This window comes from Labrys miyagiensis, assembly GCF_030160835.1.
Classification (GTDB): domain Bacteria; phylum Pseudomonadota; class Alphaproteobacteria; order Rhizobiales; family Labraceae; genus Labrys; species Labrys miyagiensis.
Genome location: NZ_BSPC01000014.1, coordinates 113,148 through 132,690 on the forward strand (window position 1 = coordinate 113,148; position 19,543 = coordinate 132,690).

Annotated in this window: 18 protein-coding genes; 10 read left to right on the forward strand and 8 right to left on the reverse strand. The window is 63.4% G+C overall.

Features of this window, described 5'->3' with window-relative positions; translation table 11 throughout:
- Positions 1-145 precede the first annotated feature (145 nt).
- Entirely contained in the window at positions 146-1,606 is a 1,461-nt protein-coding gene (locus QQL24_RS08200; RefSeq protein WP_284311481.1) for an MFS transporter, read from the reverse strand.
- Between the two features lie 127 nt (positions 1,607-1,733).
- A complete protein-coding gene (locus tag QQL24_RS08205) occupies positions 1,734-2,126 on the reverse strand; it encodes an amino acid-binding ACT domain-containing protein (RefSeq protein ID WP_284311482.1) in 393 nt (130 codons plus the stop codon).
- A gap of 125 nt (positions 2,127-2,251) precedes the next feature.
- Here QQL24_RS08205 and QQL24_RS08210 point away from each other — a divergent pair, with 125 nt between their 5' ends.
- Positions 2,252-2,722 carry an OsmC family protein gene (locus tag QQL24_RS08210; protein ID WP_284311483.1) on the forward strand — a complete coding sequence of 157 codons (471 nt, stop codon included), beginning with the start codon at positions 2,252-2,254 and terminating at the stop codon, positions 2,720-2,722.
- Positions 2,723-2,779: 57 nt separating this feature from the next.
- On the opposite strand, the gene QQL24_RS08215 is transcribed toward QQL24_RS08210, so the two are convergent.
- From QQL24_RS08215 to QQL24_RS08230, 4 genes are all read right to left on the reverse strand, one after another.
- Entirely contained in the window at positions 2,780-2,992 is a 213-nt protein-coding gene (locus tag QQL24_RS08215) for a hypothetical protein (protein WP_284311484.1), read from the reverse strand.
- Positions 2,989-3,705 carry an aldolase gene (locus tag QQL24_RS08220; protein ID WP_284311485.1) on the reverse strand — a complete coding sequence of 239 codons (717 nt, stop codon included), beginning with the start codon at positions 3,703-3,705 and terminating at the stop codon, positions 2,989-2,991. The genes QQL24_RS08215 and QQL24_RS08220 overlap by 4 nt, the downstream gene beginning before the upstream one ends.
- 192 nt (positions 3,706-3,897) lie before the next feature.
- On the reverse strand, positions 3,898-4,851 hold the full coding sequence (gene mbfA / locus QQL24_RS08225) for an iron exporter MbfA (RefSeq protein ID WP_284311486.1): 954 nt from the start codon (positions 4,849-4,851) through the stop codon (positions 3,898-3,900).
- A 215-nt stretch (positions 4,852-5,066) separates the two neighbouring features.
- The gene (locus QQL24_RS08230; protein ID WP_284311487.1) at positions 5,067-5,744 is read right to left on the reverse strand and encodes a spermidine synthase; all 678 of its coding nucleotides are present in this window, start codon (positions 5,742-5,744) and stop codon (positions 5,067-5,069) included.
- 358 nt (positions 5,745-6,102) lie between these two features.
- Here QQL24_RS08230 and QQL24_RS08235 point away from each other — a divergent pair, with 358 nt between their 5' ends.
- Positions 6,103-7,140, forward strand: a complete 1,038-nt coding sequence (locus QQL24_RS08235; protein WP_284311488.1) for a Gfo/Idh/MocA family protein — start codon at positions 6,103-6,105, stop codon at positions 7,138-7,140.
- Between the two features lie 544 nt (positions 7,141-7,684).
- On the opposite strand, the gene QQL24_RS08240 is transcribed toward QQL24_RS08235, so the two are convergent.
- Together QQL24_RS08240 and QQL24_RS08245 are read right to left on the reverse strand one after the other, a co-directional pair.
- Positions 7,685-8,257 carry a Yip1 family protein gene (locus QQL24_RS08240; protein WP_284311489.1) on the reverse strand — a complete coding sequence of 191 codons (573 nt, stop codon included), beginning with the start codon at positions 8,255-8,257 and terminating at the stop codon, positions 7,685-7,687.
- An 81-nt stretch (positions 8,258-8,338) separates the two neighbouring features.
- Positions 8,339-9,502: a dihydrodipicolinate synthase family protein gene (locus QQL24_RS08245; RefSeq protein WP_284311490.1), complete on the reverse strand. Its 1,164-nt coding sequence runs from the start codon at positions 9,500-9,502 to the stop codon at positions 8,339-8,341.
- A gap of 337 nt (positions 9,503-9,839) precedes the next feature.
- On the opposite strand from QQL24_RS08245, the gene QQL24_RS08250 reads away from it, so the two are divergent.
- The 8 genes from QQL24_RS08250 (at position 9,840) to QQL24_RS08285 (ending at position 19,542) form a co-directional block, all read left to right on the forward strand.
- Entirely contained in the window at positions 9,840-10,898 is a 1,059-nt protein-coding gene (locus tag QQL24_RS08250) for a LacI family DNA-binding transcriptional regulator (protein ID WP_284311491.1), read from the forward strand.
- Positions 10,898-11,905, forward strand: coding sequence for a Gfo/Idh/MocA family protein (locus tag QQL24_RS08255; protein WP_284311527.1), 1,008 nt, complete (start codon positions 10,898-10,900; stop codon positions 11,903-11,905). The genes QQL24_RS08250 and QQL24_RS08255 overlap by 1 nt, the downstream gene beginning before the upstream one ends.
- A 3-nt stretch (positions 11,906-11,908) precedes the next feature.
- Entirely contained in the window at positions 11,909-13,501 is a 1,593-nt protein-coding gene (locus QQL24_RS08260) for an acyl CoA:acetate/3-ketoacid CoA transferase (RefSeq protein WP_284311492.1), read from the forward strand.
- A 309-nt stretch (positions 13,502-13,810) separates the two neighbouring features.
- Positions 13,811-14,584 carry an enoyl-CoA hydratase/isomerase family protein gene (locus tag QQL24_RS08265; protein WP_284311493.1) on the forward strand — a complete coding sequence of 258 codons (774 nt, stop codon included), beginning with the start codon at positions 13,811-13,813 and terminating at the stop codon, positions 14,582-14,584.
- Positions 14,585-14,640: 56 nt separating this feature from the next.
- Positions 14,641-16,110 carry an aldehyde dehydrogenase family protein gene (locus QQL24_RS08270; RefSeq protein ID WP_284311528.1) on the forward strand — a complete coding sequence of 490 codons (1,470 nt, stop codon included), beginning with the start codon at positions 14,641-14,643 and terminating at the stop codon, positions 16,108-16,110.
- 191 nt (positions 16,111-16,301) lie between these two features.
- Positions 16,302-17,555: an ABC transporter substrate-binding protein gene (locus QQL24_RS08275; RefSeq protein WP_431310658.1), complete on the forward strand. Its 1,254-nt coding sequence runs from the start codon at positions 16,302-16,304 to the stop codon at positions 17,553-17,555.
- Positions 17,556-17,662: 107 nt separating this feature from the next.
- On the forward strand, positions 17,663-18,607 hold the full coding sequence (locus QQL24_RS08280) for a carbohydrate ABC transporter permease (protein ID WP_284311495.1): 945 nt from the start codon (positions 17,663-17,665) through the stop codon (positions 18,605-18,607).
- Positions 18,607-19,542, forward strand: a complete 936-nt coding sequence (locus QQL24_RS08285) for a carbohydrate ABC transporter permease (RefSeq protein WP_284311496.1) — start codon at positions 18,607-18,609, stop codon at positions 19,540-19,542. The genes QQL24_RS08280 and QQL24_RS08285 overlap by 1 nt, the downstream gene beginning before the upstream one ends.
- Position 19,543: the final 1 nt, after the last annotated feature.

Consider the following 19,543-nt stretch of genomic DNA (forward strand, 5'->3'; position numbering starts at 1 on the left):
AGCGGTCTTTTCTTTGTTGACCTTTAGGAATTACCGCACGTGCCGGAAGCGGCGCATTCGGGGGGCGGGTCTTCAGACCCGGCTCTTGACCGCGCCCGCCACCAAGGAGCCGGGTCTGAAGACCCGCCCCTCACCGCGTTCAGGCCTAACTGCGCTTTGCTTTGGTGGGCAGCATGCGCCAGCCGATATAGGCACTGAGGAAGCTCAGCAGGGCGGCTGAAAGCGCGACCGAGAGGAAGGCCGTGATCAGCGCGGATGTGCGCATGACCAGTGCCGCCGGATCCATCGGGACCATCGGTTCGCCATAGCCGCCCGGCACCAAGGCCGGATCGATGCAGAGGCGATAGGCGAGGGAGGCCACGACACCGAGGCACGCCACCGCGAACAGCCCCGCGATGCGGGCAACGCCGTTGTTGACGCCGGAGGCGGTGCCGGCGAGGGCGTCTTCAGTCGCCGTCATCACCGTGGTGGTGAGCGGGGAGACCACCAGCCCCATGCCGATACCCATCACCGCCATGGCCGGCAGGATGCCGAGCCAGAAGGCCTGCAGGATGGCAGCGAGGCCCAGGCCGAGGAAGGAGAGGCCGGTGATGCCGGCGCCCAGCGTCAGGGGAAGGCGCGGGCCGATCCGGTCGGTGAGCCTGCCGGCATAGGCGCCCATGACCGACATGGTGACGGTGAAGGGCAGGAACACCGACCCGGCAAAGGCTTCCGGCAGCCTGAGTGCCTCGATCAGCGTGGTCGGCAGGAAGAACAGCGCGCCGGCGAGCGAGAAATAGAGGAAGAAGGTGAGGAGGTTCGCGCCGTTGAACACCGGCAGTGTGAACAGGAAGCGCGGCAGCATCGGCGCCTTCGTCTGCCCTTCCCAGATCCAGAACAGCATCAGCGCCGCGGCGCCGGCAAGGAAGGCGAGGGCGATGCGCAGGACCCCCGGCTGCGCGTCGCTGGCATAGGTCAGCCCCAGCGCCAGGGCGCCGAGGCCGATAGTGACCAGCAGCGCGCCGACGAGATCGAGGCCACCGTCCTGCTTGGCGGCGAGGCGCGGCGTATGCGCGAACAGCAGGGCGAGCGCGATGAGCCCGATCGGCAGGTTGAGCCAGAAGATCCAGCGCCATGCCTCCGGCCCACCGGTCTCGATGAGAAAGCCGCCAATGATCGGCCCGAAGGCCGAAGCGATGCCCGAGGCCATCGACCAGATGCCGATCGCCCGCCCACGCTCCTTCGACTCATATGTGCGGGCGATGAGGGCCAGGCTGCCCGGTATCATGAAGGCCGCCCCAGCCCCCTGGATCGCCCGCAAAGCGATCAATTGGCTCGGCGAAGCGGCGAGCGCGCAGCCGATCGAAGCCAGGCAGAAGGCCGCGATCCCGCCCGCAAAAGTCTCGCGTTGCCCGAATCTGTCTCCGGCCGCGCCGCCCACCAGGATCAGCGACGACAGCAGCAGCATATAGGCATTGACAATCCACTGCGCCTCGCCGAAGCCCGCCCCGAGGCTGGAACGAATGGCCGGGATCGCCACCGGCAGCACCGAGCCGTCGATGAAGCCGAGCGAGGATGCGAGGACGGTGGCGATGAGGACCGCGATGCGCTGCGAGGAGGCGAACATGGCCCGGCCTATCAGCTTCCATCGGGCCGGCGCAAGCGTTGGGCTCCACCCTGCACAGCTGGAATAACGCCGGCGTCCGACACCGACCTGATCCCGCGGAGCTTCAATCAAACGGATCGGGATACTCCTATCGCAATCCGGTCGCCCATTCTTCCGTAACCGCCCTGGCGTGGTTCGGGTCGTCGGTGACGAGGATGAGGCGGTTGGCGTGATCGCTATACATGGTGACAATATTGATGCCAGCCTCGCCCAGTTGCTTGCCGATCGCGCCCAACTGGCCCGGTTCGTCCTGCTTCAGCCTCCGGACCAGGACTTCACGAATGGCGACCACGTCGAGACCAGCCGCCTGGGCGGCGCGCCTTGCCTCCTCGCCGTTCTCGACAAGGAAATGGGCTTGCCCATCGCGCCCCGTCGTGAAGACGCCGCCACCTTCGATACTGATGCCTGCGGCACCCATCGCCTCGCCGAAGCGGCCGAGTTCACCTGGTTTGTCGTTCAGCCTTACGTGAATATCGAACATCGACCTCTCCTCCTGATTGCGACGCAATTCTACCGCGGCGCATCACCTGATGCTTCGGTGCGCGCCGAAGCATTCCGCGGCAAATTCCGTCATTCTGATTGCCGGATGAAACAGAGGAGGCTGCAATGTCGAACTACACGGCCACTATCAGCTGGAGTCGCAACGGGCAGGACTTCGCTGGGAATCGCTATAGCCGCGCGCATCTGTGGAGTTTCGATGGCGGCGTCCTGGTCCGAGCGTCATCCTCGCCCGCGGTCGTGCCAGAGCCGATGTCGGCCAGCGACGCCGTCGATCCCGAAGAGGCCTTCGTCGCTTCGCTGTCGAGCTGCCACATGCTGTGGTTCCTCTCCGTGGCGGCCTCGAAAGGCTATTGCGTCGACAGCTACGACGACACGGCGGAGGGAGTGATGAGTCGGAACGAGGAAGGTCGCATCGCCATGACGAAGGTTACCCTGCGGCCCCGCGTGCAATTTGCCAAGGGCAAGGCGCCGAGTGCGACGGACCAGCAGGCCCTGCATGAGGAAGCGCATGCCAAATGCTTCATCGCCGCGTCGGTCAAGACGGCAGTCGCGATCCAGGCGAGCATGCGCCCGTGAAGACCCGCCCCGGCCGGCGCCGATAGACCGAACTGTCAGGCCGCGTGAGGCGGCGGCTCAGGCGCCTCTGCTCCGCTCGAACCACGCCAGAGCCTCGCCAAGCTGCGTGAACTTCGCCTCCTCGTCGAGCTTTACCCGCTCGCCGCCCTTCTTCTCGAAGCGGCGTCCGCGGTAGAAGGTCGTCACCCCCCTTCCATCCGCGTTCGGCTTGTCGAGCTTCCACAGTTCCGCCGTCTCGTCCTCGCGAATCCTGACCCAGCGCAGCGTCACAGGTTGTTAATCCGCATCAAGGCGTCGAAGTGGAGCTTGGCCTGGTGGTCGAGTACATTCATCCATTCACGGGCGGTGCTTTCCACCACCTGCTGGGGGATCAGCTTCAGCGGCTTGCCGGTCGACATCGCCAGCACCTGCTGGCGGCAGGCGCGGTCGAGGAAATAGAGGTCGTCGAAGGCGGTGGCGACCGAGGGGCCGCCGACGATCACGCCGTGATGGGCGAGGAAGACGATGTCGGCCTTTTGGTCCGACTTGGCGGTGGAAGCGATGCGCTCGCCCTCCTCGGAGCCGGAGGCGAAGCCGCCGAATTCATCGTTGTAGGCGGTGCGGCCGTAGAAGCGTGCGGCGGTCTGATGGGCCATCTCGAGCCGGCCGCCTTCCACCATGGTCAGGCTGGTGGCCCAGGGCATATGGGTGTGCAGCAGGCAGAGATGTCGGGGATTGGCGCGGTGGCCGGCGATATGGATGTTGCGCGCCGTCGCCTCGAGCTCGCCCTCGCCTTCGAGAATCTCGCCCTTGCCGTCCACGAGCAGCAGGTCGCCCGGGCGCAGCTCCGACCAGTGGATGCCGTAGGGGTTGAAAAGATAGCGCTCCTCCTCGCCGGGTACCTGCACCGAGAAATGGTTGCAGATGCCCTCGTTGTAATCGAACTTGGCGGCAAGGCGGAAGGCGGCCGCAAGCTCGCGGCGGTAGACGGTGATATCGGGCATCTCGGACGGTCCGGTTCGGGGGAAGGGCCGAGCGTATCGGCGTGGCGTACAAAGGACAAGGTGGTCATCCCCCACGCGCCGCAATGCGCAGCATTGCCGCGCAGATGCGGGATCGTGGACAGGAAAATCAACGGACGGTCCCGCATCTGCACCGCGGCATTGCATGCCGCAACGCGAGCGGGATGACGGCCTTCACTGGCTGCCGATCAGGATGCCGGTGAACAGCACGAGCAGGCCGCCTAGCACCACCTGGACGATGGCCGAGGTGAAGGGAGTCGCCATGAAGCGCGTGCGGATCCAGGAGATGGCGATGAGTTCCACCACCACGACGCAGCCCGCGACGCCTGTCGCCACCCAGAAGTCCGGGATGAGATAGGGCAGCGTATGCCCGAGCCCGCCGACGGCCGTCATGACGCCGCAGGCGGCGCCGCGTACCCAGGGCAGGCCGCGACCGGTGATCTCGCCGTCGTCGGAGAGCGCTTCCGTCAGGCCCATGCTGATGCCGGCGCCGATCGAGGCGGCGAGGCCCACCAGGAAGGCGTCCCAGGAATGCTGGGTGGCGAAGGCGGCGGCGAAAATCGGGGCGAGGGTGGAGATCGAGCCATCGATCAGCCCGGCCAAGGCCGGCTGCACGATCTGCAGCACGAAGAGCTTGCGGGCCGTCTCCTCCTCGCTCTGCCTCTCCTCCTGCGGCACACCCGCTTCGAGCGTGGCCGCAAGATTCTCGTGACGCTTTTCCTCCTCGGCTAGATCAGCCAGGAGGGCGCGGATATCGACATCGCGGGCCTGCCCGGCCGCCCGCTCGTAATATTTCGCCGCTTCCAGCTCCATGGTCTCGGCCTGCTCGCGCACGGCGTCGATGCGCAGATTGTCGAGCAGCCAGATCGGATTGCGTTTCAGGAAACCCGCCACGTCCTGGCGGGTGACATAGGGCAGGGTGTCGCCGAACTTCGAGGTGTAGAGCTCGGCGAGGCGGTGGCGATGGCCGTGCTCTTCGTCCGCCATCGCCTCGAAGATCTTGGCGGAAGAGGGATAATCCGCCCGCAGGCGGTTGGCGAACTGGAGGTAGATGCGCGCATCCTCCTCCTCATTGGAGATGGCGAGCGCGAGAATCTCGGCCTCGTTCAAGTCAGCGAAGCGTTTCATGGTCGTACACAGATTTTAATTGGAATAATTCTAAATTGAGCCTTAGTTACCCCGCTTCGACCGGGGAGTCGAGCCTTATTCTAACGTGAAGCATCAAGCTCCGTTCTTGAGGGGTATGTCTCTCTTTGGTGAGCCCAAAATGCCCTGCCCCCAAAGCTAATGAACTTTGCAATTCGATCCCGCAAAAAAGGCGGTGAGGAAAAGCCCAAATAGCCTCAGTTCCCAGGGCTGCTCGCTAACCAGATCGTATGCCGCGCGCCACTGCGACCTTTGTTGGCGCGCACGCGCACTTCATCGACGGCAAAGCCTGACTTCAGCAGACGTTGGGCGAATTTCGGATCGGCGCCCTGCGACCACACCGCCAGGACCCCCTTGGGCGCCAATGCCTTCAACGCCGCCACCAGGCCCTCGATCTCGTAGAGGCGGTCGTTCGACTGGCGCGTCAGACCCTCGGGGCCATTATCGACGTCGAGCAGGATGGCATCGAAACGGCGTCCCGACCGGATCACCTTGCCGACATCCGCTATCTCGATGCTCACGCGTGGATCATCGAGACTGGTGCCAAAAATCGACGCCATCGGGCCCCTTGCCCAGGCCACCACAGCCGGCACAAGTTCCGCCACCGTGATCTCGGCATCATCGGGAAAACAGGCGAGCGCCGCTCGCAGCGTAAAACCCATGCCGAGCCCACCGATCAGGATGCGCGAGCGCTTGCGCTCGCCAAGCCGCTCGCGCGTAATGGTCGCCAGCGCCTCCTCGGAGCCGCTGAGACGGCTGTTCATCAACTCGATCCGACCCAGCATGATCGAAAACTCGGCCCCACGCTGCATCAAGCGCAGTTCCCCGTCGCCACCCGGGATCGTCGATGTAGCAAGGCGATTCCAGGGGATCACGGCGAGGCTCTTCTGCAAGACGGCGGCGGTACAGGGTCGTCTAGAGCAAAGGGCGTTTACACGCAAACGCCTATTGCTCTAACTCCTTGTTTTCGCGCGTCTTTGCGATTCTTTCCGATTCCGTCAAATCGCAAAACGCTACAGCAGAATGCCGAGATGAAGATAACGAGCCTGGGGGGAGAGTGTCGCAAGCGTTGAGCTCAACAGAGGAGGACAAGACGCTACAACTGGCCGACGACACGTGATCTCTGCTGCGCCTGTACTGGCCGATGGGAGGCGACGGTCAGCGTGTAGTGTTCAAATTGATGGATGACTTTTCGATTGCCCTATCTGAAGGTAGAGCGATCGTTTTCGGCATTTGTCATTCCACGCCAAGCTGGAACGGTGGCGAAAAGATGGGAAGGGGAGAACGATGGCGACGCGATTGAACTGGGGGATCCTCGGCACCGGCTGGATTGCAGATCTCTTTGTCAAGGATCTGCAACTCACTGGTCACAAGGTCGCCGCCGTCGGCTCGCGCGGCCAGGTGGGGGCCGATCGCTTCGCCAAAACCTTCGGTATTCCCAACGCCCATGGCAGCTACAGGACTCTCTGCGACGACCCGGAGGTCGACCTGATCTATGTTGCCACCCCGCATCCCATGCATGCCGAAAACGCGATCATGGCGCTGGAGGCCGGCAAGCACGTACTGGTTGAAAAGCCCTTCACTATCAATGCCGGCGAGGCCCGCCGAATCGTCGATCTCGCGAAGGCCCGCAAACTCGTCGTGCTGGAAGCGATGTGGACCCGCTTCCTGCCACACATGGTTCGCGTGCGCGAGATTCTCACTTCCGGCGTACTTGGCAAGGTTTACTCCGTAATCGCCGACCACACCCGCGACCTGCCTGATGATCCCGCCCATCGTCTGAATGCCCTGGAGCTTGGTGGCGGCGCCTTGCTCGATCTCGGCATCTATCCGATTTCCTTCGCCTGGGACGTGCTTGGCAAGCCTGAGGAAATTGTATCGATGGCCCGTTTTAAGCAGACGGGCGCCGACGCCGAGGTCGCCACCATCTTCCGTCACGCCGGCGGCGCCATGTCGACGACGATCTCGACCAGCGACAATGGCGGACTAAATGTCGCCGTGGTTCTCGGCACTGAGGCGCGCATCGAATTTGCAGCTACCTGGTATATGCCGACCTCGTTCCGGGTCATCGACCGCCACGAAAAGGTGCTGGAGACCTGTTCGTTTGACGTCCCCGGGCGCGGCATGCAGTACCAGGCCGACGAAATCGAGCGGCTGGTAAGGGAGGGCAGGCTCGCCGGAGACATCCTGCCGCCGGACGAAACCGTCGGTATAATGGAGACGCTCGACACCATTCGACGGCAGATTGGTCTGCGCTACCCGACGGAGTAGTGAACACCGTTTCAGGCGCCACCGGGTCCCCTACACGTCCCCTGTGGGCATGCATTTGCAGCCGTACGAGGGGTTTTGCCAATCATTGCCGCATCCATTACTTTGCAGATACCGATTAGAGCTACGCATACAAGGTGTTTATTCTCGAGCAGGACAACAGCCATGCCGCTGACTTGATCCAATTGCTGACCAAAAATCCGACTGATAGCAACACTAAGCTGCTTCAGATTATCTCTCCGCAGTCGACACCCTGGAAAGTTGTCCACGCGGTTACCGAGGAATTGCAAGCGGGCTAAAGCGTTTTGCGATTTGACGGAATCGGCAAGAATCGCAAAGACGCGTCGAAACAAAGAGTTAGAGCAAAGCAGCGTTTACGCCTAAACGCGCTTTGCTCTAGGGCAATACGTAAAAATAGCGAAGCGTACGGCTCCTTCAGAGCAAATTGCCGAAGGTGGCCTGGAAGAGCAGGGACCGCCCCAAACCCAACCCGTTTCGCTATTTCAATTCGTCACCGACGGGTTGCGCTCCTCAGTGTGGATTATCGTCAGGCCGCCGGCAGATAGGGCACGCTGAACAGGCGCGACAGGATGGCGCTGATCACGAAGTTGATGACGATGCCGATCAGGATGATGGCGATGGTGTAGATCAGCGACTTGTCCTGCGGCGTGCGCATCATGACAGGCACGCCGGTAAAGAGCAGATAGATGCTGTAGAGGCCGATGAGGCCGAGAATGCCGAGGAGCGGGATGACGGCGAAGATGCCCGCGAGCCAAGCGGCCGTCATGGAATAGGCCACGAGCTTGAAGGCGTTGAGGAAATCCGACGTGCCATCGAAACTGGGTGCCAGCTTGTCGACAAGCAGCGCCACGACATAGACGACCGCGAGCGAGGCTGCGTAGCTGAGAATCGCGAAGATCAGGCCGCTGAAGAAGCCGATCCGCATGCCGCCGAAGCCGATCAGCGATGTACCGATGAAGGTCGCGATGGGGCCGATCGCCGCAAGATAGACGACGTAATGGCGGTAGATCGCCTCGACGCTGGTGGCTTCCCCGCCGATGATGCGCCATTCCTCGCTCGGAGCGAGCAGGAGGTTTCGCGCTCGTGCAACCACGTCCATGCCAGCCTCCCGCTAGGTTCAACCCACCCAAAATACCACAGGGCACCTACGGTTGTATGGCAAACCGCCACCGATCGGTGGTTATCCAATGCCGTTGAGCTGGCAGAGGAGGCGCATGCGGTGAGCGGCGCGTTCGGGATCGGTGAGCAGTTGCGCCTTGTCGGCGAGGCGGAAGACATCGGCATAGTGGGCGATGCCGCGGGCCGATTCAGCCCCGCCCACCATGCGAAAATGATCCTGGAAACCGTTGAGCCAGGCCATGAACACCACGCCGCTCTTGTAGAACTGGGTGGGCGCTTCGAACAGGCGGCGCGAGAGCGCCACCGTGGGATCGAGGATGGCGCGGAAGCCCTCGGCGTTGCCGGCGCGCAGGCGGTCCATCGCGGCGGCGGCAGCGGGCGCGATCGGGTCGAAGATACCGAGCAGCCCATGCGAGAAGCCCTGGAGGTCACCCTGCATCAGCTCGGCGTAGTTGAAATCGTCGCCGGTGTACATCGCCACCCCCTCTGGCAGCAGCCGGCGCATGGTGATCTCCTTGCTGGTGTCGAGCAGCGAGATCTTGATGCCGTCGATCTTGGAGGCGTGGCTGCGGATGAGCTCCAGCACCGTCTGCATGGCCGGCTCGAACTGGCGCGAACCCCAATAGCCCTCCAGTGCGGGGTCGAAGGCCTCGCCCAGCCAGTGCAGGATCACCTTGTCCTTCGTCTGCTCGATCAGCCGGCCATAGACCGAGAGATAGTCCTCCGCCCCGCCGGCCACGTGGCAGAGCGCACGGCTTGCCATCAGGATGATGCGCCCGCCATGTTTCTCGACATGGGCGATCTGCTCCTCATAGGCCTTGATGACGTCATCGAGTGACCGGGCCGCTTCCGGCTCGAGCTGGTCGGTGCCGGCGCCACAGGCAAGATCCGCCCCTTCGACGCTGCGGGCCTCGGTAAGGGAGCGCTCGATCAGCTCCGCCGCGCCGGGCCAGTCGAGGCCGAGGCCGCGCTGGGAGGTGTCCATCGCCTCGGCGATCTTGAAGCCGAGGTCCCAGAGATGATGGCGGAATTTCAGCGTGGCGTCCCAGTCGATCGCCGGCTTGCGCCAGGGATCGGTCAGCGCGCGGGCATCCGCCACGACATGGGCGGCTGCGTAGAGAATACGGGGGAAATCGCCGGAATGCAGTGTGGAATAGGGCGAGGCCGGGCCTGGTTCATAGGGCTCCAGGCCACCGTCCAGCGTAGGCAGAACCAGCGCGCTCATCGCACTCTCCTTGATCGTCTCCCATCCTCGCTTCTTGGCCACCAGAGCATTTTCAGGCGAAGTGGTTTCCGGTTCGCCGTAAAAATGCGCCTGAACTAAATCTGAAGGAACAATTCGATTTTGCGAAATCGAATTGTTCCTTCAGACGGCGCGCGAGGTGCCCGAAGAAGACAATTAGAACGTTCCAAAGTCAAGCCGTATTCGATTTTTTTTGATTTTAGCGAGATAAAACAAAGGCATGAAGATAATGCTTTGAGATAGTTGACATTGAAATCAGAACGTTCCAAAAATAGCGCCGTCGGCCCCGAACGAGAAGGCCGAACTGGAGAGAGCGCGAATGGACGGGGCGAAGCGCGGCGCGGGCCGGGCGACGACAATCGTTGACATCGCTAGGGCGGCAGGCGTGTCGAAATCGACCGTGTCGCTCGTTCTCAAGGAGTCTCCCCTCGTCAAGCCGGCCACGCGTGAACGCATCATGCGCGCCATCGATCAGCTTGGCTATGTCTATAACCGTTCGGCGGCGAGCCTGCGTACAGCGCGCTCCAGCTTCGTCGGCATGGTCATCTCCGACCTGATGAATCCCTTCTTCACCGAGCTTGCCGTCGGCATCGAGGATGGGCTGCACAATATGGGTTTCGTGCCCATCCTCGCCAATACCAATGAGGACGTGGGTCGGCAGACCAAGGTGCTGCAGTCGCTGCGCGAGCATGGCGTGGCCGGCATCATCATGAGCCCGGCGCGCGGCACGGATGTCTGGTCCCTGGCCGAGACGCTGCCCCGTTCCCTGCCTATGGTGCTGACCATGCGCCGGGTCGACGGCTCGACGCTGCCCTATATCGGTCCGGATAACCGCACCGGCTCGCGTGAAGCGGTGACCCATCTCATCAATCTCGGCCATCGCTCCATCGCCTTCTTCGGCGGCTACGGCACCATGACGACGCAGCGCGAGCGCATTTCCGGCTATCGCGATGCCTTGATCGCCGCCGGCCTGCCGCTGCGTGACGAACTGATCTTCGAGAGCATGCCGACCCGCGCGGGCGGGGCGGAATCGCTTGCCGCCGCGCTGGCCAGCCCCCTGAAGCCGACAGCGGCCTTCTGCTACAACGACATCGTTGCGATGGGCGCCACCCGCGCGCTCGGCCTCCGGGGCATCCGTGTCGGCATCGATTTCGCCGTGATCGGCTTCGACGACATCGTCGAGGCCGAGCACAATGCGCCGCCGCTGACCACGGTGAACGCCGACACCCGCATCATGGGCACCCGCGCCGCGCGTAGCCTGCTCGGCCTGATCGACGGGGCCGATCCCGAATCGATGTCCTACACGGGCACTACGCGCCTGGTGGTGCGAGAATCCTGCGGCGGCCATCGGCGCGAAACTTTCAAGGAGACGGCATGATGGCCAGGGGCTTGCGCTGGGGGATCGTCGGGGCGACGACCATCGCCAGGGAGTGGATGATCGGCGCGATACGCGAATCCGGCGGCGAGGTCGTGTCGGTGATGTCCTCCAATGCCGAGCGCGGCAAGGCCTATGCCAGGGAGAATGGCATCCCGCATTCGACCAAGAGCCTGTCGACGCTGCTCGGCAAGGACATCGATGCCGTCTACATCGCCACTACCAACGACAAGCACAAGGCACAGACGCTCGCCGCCGCCAAGGCCGGCATCCATGTGCTGTGCGAAAAGCCGCTGGCCCTGAAGCTTTCCGACGCGCACCAGATGGTGGCCGCCTGCAAGACGGCCGGCGTGGTGATGGGCACCAATCATCATTTGCGCAATGCCGCGACCATCCGTGCCATTCGCGATGCCGTGGCCGGCGGGAAGATCGGCAAGCCCTTGTTCGCGCGCGTCTTCCATGCCGTCCATCTGCCGCCGCATCTGCAGGGCTGGCGCATCAAGGACGCCAAGGCGGGCTCCGGCGTCGTCATGGACATCACCGTGCACGATGCCGACACGCTGCGTTTCGTGCTCGGCGAGGAGCCGGTCTCGGTCACCGCCTATACCCAGCAGGGCGGCATGGGCGGCAGCGGCATCGAGGATGGCGTGATGGGCGTGGTGCGTTTCAAGAGCGGTTTGCTCGCACAGTTCCACGATGCCTTCACCACCGAATATGCGGCCACCGGTTTCGAAGTGCATGGCAGCGAGGGCTCGGTGATCGGTACCAATTGCATGAAGCAGAGGCCCGTCGGCGACGTGGTGCTGCGCGATGCCACTGGCGAGCGCAAGCTCGAGATCAAGCCCGAGAATCTCTATGTTAGCAGCGTGACTGCCTTCCAGAATGCCGTACGGGGGAAGGGCCAGCCCGCCGCTACCGGCGAGGACGGCATCCGCTCGATGGCGCTGGCGCTCGCCGCGCTCAAATCCGCCCGAACCGGCCGCGAGGCCCTTGTCGAGCCGGGGCTCTGAGTGATGGCATTTCCGAAAGTTCTCACGGCCGACCAGGCTGCGGCGCTGATCCCGGATGGAGCTGTCGTTACGGTTTCCTCATCCTCGGGTCTGGGCTGTCCCGATGCGATGCTCGCCGCCATCGGCAAGCGCTTCGACGAGACCGGGCATCCTCGTAACCTCACAACACTGCATCCGATCGCAGCCGGCGACATGTGGGGTATCAAGGGCGTCGATCATATCGCCAAGCCCGGCCTGCTCGCCCGCATCCTCGGCGGCTCCTATCCCTCCGGCCCCTCTTCGGCCGAGCCGCCGGCGATCTGGAAGATGATCACCTTCAACGAGATCCCCGCCTACAATATCCCCTCGGGCATCCTGTTCGACATGCATCGCGAGGCGGCCGCCAAGCGTCCCGGCGTACTCACCAAGATCGGCATGGACACCTTCGCCGATCCCGCGCGCCAGGGCTGCGCCATGAATGCCAAGGCCGCCGAGGAGCCGGTGGTGCGCAAGGTCGAATTCGACGGCGACGATTGGCTCTACTTCAAGGCGATCGTACCCGAGGTCGCGATCATCCGCGCCACCACGGCCGATGAGCGCGGCAACCTTTCCTATGAGCATGAGGGCGGCTATCTCGGGCCGCTCGACCAGGCCCTGTCGGTGCGCAACAATGGCGGCATCGTCATCGCGCAGGTGAAGCGCCTGGCCAAGAGCGGCACCCTCAAGCCCCAGCAGGTGCTGGTGCCGGGCATCCTCGTCGATGCCATCGTGGTGGCATCAGATCAGATGCAGACCACCCATACCGTTTACGAGCCGGCGATCTCCGGCGAGATCTTCCGCCCGCTGTCGAGCTTCGAGGTGCCGGAATTCGGCGTCTCCAAGGTGATCGCCCGCCGGGTGGCACAGGAGCTGCGCTATGGCGATGCCGTCAATATCGGCTTCGGCATCTCCGCCAATGTGCCGCGCATCCTCATCGAGGAGGGGCGGCATGGCGATGTGACCTGGGTGATCGAGCAGGGCGCCGTCGGCGGCGTGCCGCTGCTTGACTTCCAGTTCGGCTGCGCTTCCAACGCCGAGGCGATCATGCAGTCGCCCTACCAGTTCACCTATTTCCAAGGCGCGGGTTTCGACGCTTCGCTGCTGTCCTTCCTGCAGATCGACCGGCACGGCAATGTCAACGTCTCCAAGCTCGGCGTGCGCCCGCATGTCACCGCCGGGGCAGGGGGCTTCATCGACATCACCGCGCGGGCCAAGCGCATCATCTTCTCGGGCTTCTTCACCGCCGCGGCGGGTCTTGCCATCGAGCATGGTGCGCTGGCCATCACCAAGGAAGGCAAGGTGCGCAAGCTCGTCAACGATGCCGAGCATGTCTCCTTCTCCGGCAGCCGCGCCGTCGCCCAGGGCCAGGACATCACCTACATCTCCGAGCGCTGCGTGATGAAGCTGACGGCGGAGGGCGTCCTCGTCACCGAAATCGCGCCGGGCGTGAACCTGGAGCGCGACGTGCTGGCGCAGGCCGAGTTCCCGCTTGTGGTGGCTGATGATCTCAAGGTGATGGACGCGGTGTTGTTCCAGCCGGGCCGGATCGGGCTGGATATCGGCGGAGGCCGGGCATGACGGGCGCGGCTGTCGAATTCACACTGGCTGCCGCGGCAAGAAGAGGCGCGCGACATCCTTCCCCGACTGCGGGGAAGTCGCGCACACAAGTTGTGTGCGCTGCATTGCGAAGCAATGACGGAAGGGGGAGAGCGGCGCTCACCTATCCAACAAGATGGCCAAGTCACGCCACTCTCCCCCTTCCGACCTCACTGCGTTCGGCCACCTTCCCCGCAGTCGGGGAAGGATTTCCCGCGCCCTTTAAGGTGATGCGTGAAGCCGACAGACGCCACTCTCTCCAGGTTCATGCTATCAAGGGCGGGGGCGCCCATGTCTGATCCTGTCCGCCTCGAAATCGAAGGCCTCGTCGCCGTTATCACTTTGGCCCGGCCAGAAAAGCTCAACGCACTCGATGAGGCAATGATTGTCGGGCTTTCCGCGGCCGTCGACGCCATCGATGCCAATGCCGGCGTCCGCGCAGCCATCCTCACCGGCGAGGGCAAGGGCTTCTGTGCCGGCGGCGACATCGCGGCCTGGGGCAAGCTGTCGCCGCTGGAGATGGGCCAGCATTGGGTGCGCAACGGCCACCGCGTCTTCGACCGGCTGACGCGCCTGCGCGTGCCGCTGGTGGCCGCGCTCAATGGCCATACGCTCGGCGGAGGGCTGGAGCTTGCCGCCACCGCCGACATCCGCATCGCCGAGGAACAGGCCAAGTTCGGCCTGCCGGAGACCGGCATCGGCATGGTGCCGGGCTGGTCGGGCACGCAGCGCCTCGTCACCCGTTTCGGTGCTGCCGCCGTGCGCCGCCTGGCCCTCACCGGCGAGATCGTCACGGCCGAGCGCGCCCTGCAACTCGGCCTCATCGACGAGATCGCGCCCAAGGGCGAGGGGCTGCGTGAGGCCCGGGCGCTCTGCGAGAAGATCGCCGCGCGTGGGCCCGTCGCCAATATCGTCGCCAAGCAGATGATCAACGCCGCCGAGGGCGAGGATGCCGCCGCGGCCATGGAAATACTCGCCGGATCGCTGGTCTCCTACACCAGCGACCTCAAGGAGGGCGTCGCCAGCTTCGTCGAGAAGCGCCCGCCCGTCTTCAAGGGATTTTGACCGTGACCATTGCCGTACGCCTCGACCAGACCCGTCTTTCCGCCGCGCTCGCCAGCGTGCCGCAGACGCATGAGCTCTTCATCGGCGGACGTTTTGCTCCCGCCGCCAGCGGCAAGACCATCGAGCGTCTCAGCCCCGGTCACGGCGTCAGGGTCGCCACCTATGCGGAGGCCGGCGCCGCCGATCTCGACCGCGCCCTCGATGCCGCCCGCAAGGCCTTCGACCACGGCCCCTGGCCCGCCATGACGGGAGCCGAGCGCTCGCGCCTCCTGCACAAGGTCGCCGATCTCGTCGAAGCGAAGCTCGAAATCTTCGCCACGCTCGACAGCCTCGAATCCGGCAAGCCGATCAGCCAGGCGCGCGGCGAAATGGCCGGCGCCGTCGACATCTGGCGCTATGCCGCGGGCTTGGCGCGCGACCTGCATGGCGAGAGCTACACCACTATCGGCGCCAACAAGCTCGGCGTCGTGGTGCGCGATCCGATCGGCGTCGTCTCGATCATCACGCCCTGGAACTTCCCCTTCCTGATCGTTAGCCAGAAACTGCCCTTCGCGCTCGCCGCCGGCTGCACTGCCGTGGTCAAGCCGAGCGAGATGACCTCGGGTTCCACGCTCCTGCTCGGCAGGGTTCTCGCCGAGGCCGGCCTGCCGGAGGGCGTGGTCAACATCCTCTCCGGCTATGGCCCGGAGATCGGTGCGCCGATGACCACGGATGCCCGCGTCGACATGATCTCCTTCACCGGCTCCACCCGCGTCGGCAAGGCGGCGATGGCGGCGGCTTCGAGCACCCTGAAGAAGATGTCGATGGAGCTCGGCGGCAAGAACCCGCAGTTGATCTTCCCCGACGCCGACATGGATGCGGCGCTCGATGCCGCCGTGTTCGGCTCCTATTTCAACGCCGGCGAATGCTGCAATGCCGGCAGCCGCCTTCTCGTGCATCAGGATATCGCGGCCGCGTTCGAAGCCGAGTTCGTCGAGCGTTCGAGCCGTGTGGTGGTCGGCGATCCGCTCGATCCCAAGACGCTTGTCGGTGCGCTGATCTCGCCGCAGCATCTGGCGCTGGTAGAAGGCCATGTCGCCAACGCCAGGGCGGAGGGAGCCAATGTCGCGCTTGGCGGGAGCCGGCTCGAGAGCGAGGGGGGGCAATTCATGGCGGCGACCGTGGTTGCGGGTGCCAAGCCTTCCATGGCGATTGCGCGCGATGAGGTCTTCGGGCCGGTGGCGACTCTGATGCGCTTTTCGAGCGCCGATGAAGCGGTCTCCATCGCCAACGGTGCCGAATACGGTCTGTCAGCCAGCGTCTGGAGCCGCGACTTCGATACGGCCGTCGGCGTTTCCAAGCGTTTGCGCGCCGGCACGGTATGGACCAATACTTTCATGGACGGCGCGGCCGAACTGCCTTTCGGCGGCTTCCGCCAATCCGGCATCGGGCGTGAACTCGGCCGCAATGCGGTGGCCGACTACACGGAAGAAAAGACTTTGCACCTTCATTGCGGACCGCGGACGGCCTGGTGGCTGCCGCGGTAGGCAAATGAACTCAGGAGGCATCGTCGATGGCTCCTGATCCCCTTCTGTGAATCTTCGCCAAATCTCTGGTTTGGCATCGAAAATTCACAGGTGTTCGGAGGATGGGCGTACCAGCGCCTTCGCCTCCGACAAAAGACGTCGCCGGAACGTATCCGGCATTATGGTCATGGGAGGATTATATGACCGTTCGTATGAAACTGATCGCCGGCGTGGCCCTTGCCGCTGCCAGCCTGGGCTTCGTCGGCGCCGCACAGGCGCAGACCAAGGAAGTGCAAATATTGCACTGGTGGACCTCCGGCGGTGAAGCTGCTGCCCTCAAGGTCATCAAGGACGCGATGGTTGCTCAGGGTTACTCCTGGAAGGAAGTGCCGGTTGCCGGCGGCGGCGGCGATGCTGCCATGACGGCCTTGAAGGCGATGGTTGCCGCCGGAAACAATCCGACAGCTTCACAGATGCTCGGCTACACCGTGCTCGACTTCGCCAAGCAGGGCGTGATGGGTGACCTCACCGAGACTGCCAAGGCGGAAGGTTGGGACAAGGTTGTTCCCGCACCGCTGCAGAAGTTCGCCGTCTATGACGGAAAGTGGGTGGCTGTTCCCGTCAATCTCCACTCCGTCAATTGGCTGTGGATCAACAAGGCCGTGCTTGACAAGATCGGCGGCACCGAGCCGAAGACCTTCGACGACCTGATCGTGCTGCTCGGCAAGGCCAAGGCCGCGGGCGTCGTTCCGCTCGCCCTGGGTGGTCAGAACTGGCAGGAAGCGACCATGTTTGACTCTGTCGTGCTTTCGACCGGTGGCCCCGATTTCTACAAGAAGGCCTTCAACGACCTCGACGACGATGCGCTGAAGTCCGACACGATGAAGAAGTCTTTCGACAACCTCGCCAAGCTCATCACCTATGTCGATCCGAACTTTGCCGGCCGCGACTGGAACCTTGCCACCGCCATGGTGATCAAGGGCGATGCGCTGGTGCAGGTAATGGGCGACTGGGCCAAGGGCGAGTTCAAGGCTGCCGGAAAGACGCCCGGCACCGACTATCTGTGCGTCCGCTTCCCGGGCACCGACGGTTCGGTGGTCTACAACACCGACATGTTCGCGATGTTCGCCGTGCCTGCCGATCGCCAAGCCGCCGAGGTTGCTCTCGCCAAGACGGTGCTGTCCAAGGAGGTGCAGGCGGGTTTCAATATTAACAAGGGCTCGGTTCCCTCGCGCACCGACGTGCCAGACACCAATTTCGACGAATGCGGCAAGAAGGGCATCGCGGACTTGCAGAAGGCGAGCGCGGGCGGCACGCTGTTCGGCTCGCTCGCTCAGGGCTACGGTGCCCCGCCGGCTATCGCCGACGCTTATAAGGACGTCGTGACTAAATTCGTCCATGGCCAGATCAAGACCTCCGACGAAGCCGTGCAGGAACTCGTCAAGGCGATCGACGACGCCAAGTAAGATATCGTGGCCGGGCGCAGTTTCTCAGCGCCCGGCCTCTCCCATTGGCAGAGCTCCCGGTTCCGCAGGCGGAATGCGGGCAAGATCAAGCAGAGCGGGAAATTCCCATGGCCTACGTCACCACAAACACGGGCTTGGCCGCGACCGGCGTGCCTCGGCGCCCGGGGTTTCGCGAGAAGCTGCAGGACGCCTTGCCGAAGATCGTGCTGGCGCCGAGTTTCGTTCTTATTCTGCTCTTCGTCTACGGCTTCATCCTGTGGACGATCTACCTGTCCTTCTCGGACGCCACCAGCGCGATCTCCAACACTTTCGCGGGCACTCGCGCCTATGAGAAGCTCTGGCGCTGGACCTTCGATCCGGTGCAGAACTGGCATACGGCGATCGTCAACATCGGCATTTTCGCCGTCCTCTACATCGCTGTCTGCATGGCGCTCGGCCTGTTCCTTGCCATCCTGCTCGACCAGAAGATCCGCGGCGAGGGCGTTCTGCGCCCGATCTATCTCTACCCGATGGCACTGTCCTTCATCGTCACCGGCGTTGCCTGGAAATGGTTCCTCGATCCCGGCCTCGGCCTCGAGCAGACCTTGCATCATTGGGGCTGGACCAGCTTCCATTTCGACTGGATCAAGAACAAGGACCGCTCGATCTACACGGTGGTGATCGCCGGTGTCTGGCAGGCGTCCGGCTTCGTAATGGCGATGTTCCTGGCGGGCCTGCGTGGTATTGATAGTGAAATGCTGAAGGCCGCCCAGATCGACGGCGCCAACGCCTTCCAGCAATATCGCCGCATCATCATCCCGCAATTGCGGCCGATCTTCCTCTCCGCCTTCATCGTGCTCGCCCATATGGCGATCAAGTCCTACGACCTCGTGGTGGCTCTGACGGGCGGCGGCCCTGGCACTTCCTCCTGGCTGCCTTCGAATTTCATGTACGAATACACCTTCCAGCGCGCCCAGATGGCCGTGGGCTCGGCGAGCGCCGTGATCATGCTGATGGGCATCAGCGCGATCATCGTGCCCTATCTCTATTCCGAACTGCGGGAGAAGAAGTGATGAGCAACGCAGCTTCTTCCTCGAGCCAGGGTGCCTACACGACCCTGAACCGCATCGTCATCTATGGGCTTCTGGCGATCTTCGCGGTGGTTTATCTGATGCCGCTCTTCGTCATGCTGGTCACCTCTTTCAAGACCATGGACGAGATCCAGGGCGGCAATATGCTGGCGCTGCCCACCAATCCCACCGTCGCGCCCTGGCTGAAGGCGTGGGGCGGAGCCTGCACCGACGGCGTCTGCAATGGCGGTATCGCCGGCTATTTCTGGAACTCCATCAAGATGGTGGTGCCGGCGGTGCTGATCTCGACGCTACTCGGCGCCCTCAACGGCTACGTGCTGACCAAATGGCGTTTTCCCGGCCACAAGCTGGTGTTCGGCATGATGCTGTTCGCCTGCTTCATTCCGTTCCAGTCGGTCCTGCTGCCGATGTCGACGCTGCTGCGCTACGTCAATTTCGGCGGCCAATGGCTGGAGGCCAATCTGGGCTGGAATTTCGGCCTGCCCAGCCCGACGGTGCACCTCGTCTTCGTGCATGTGGTCTATGGCCTGGGCTTCACCACCTTGTTCTTCCGCAACTACTACGAGGCGTTCCCCAACGAACTCGTGCGGGCGGCGATGGTGGATGGCGCGAGCTTCTTCCAGATCTTCCGGCGCATCCTGCTGCCGAACTCGCTGCCGATCTTTGTGGTGACGGTGATCTATCAGTTCACCAATATCTGGAATGACTTTCTGTTCGCCTCGGCCTTTTCCGGCGGAGGTGATAACAGCCCGATGACGCTCGCTCTCAACAATGTGGTGAATACCACCACCGGTGTCATCGAATACAACGTCAACATGGCGGCCGCCATGATCGCCGCTATTCCCACTCTTTTCGTCTACATCGTCGCTGGCCGCTACTTCGTGCGTGGCCTGATGGCGGGCGCTGTGAAAGGCTGAT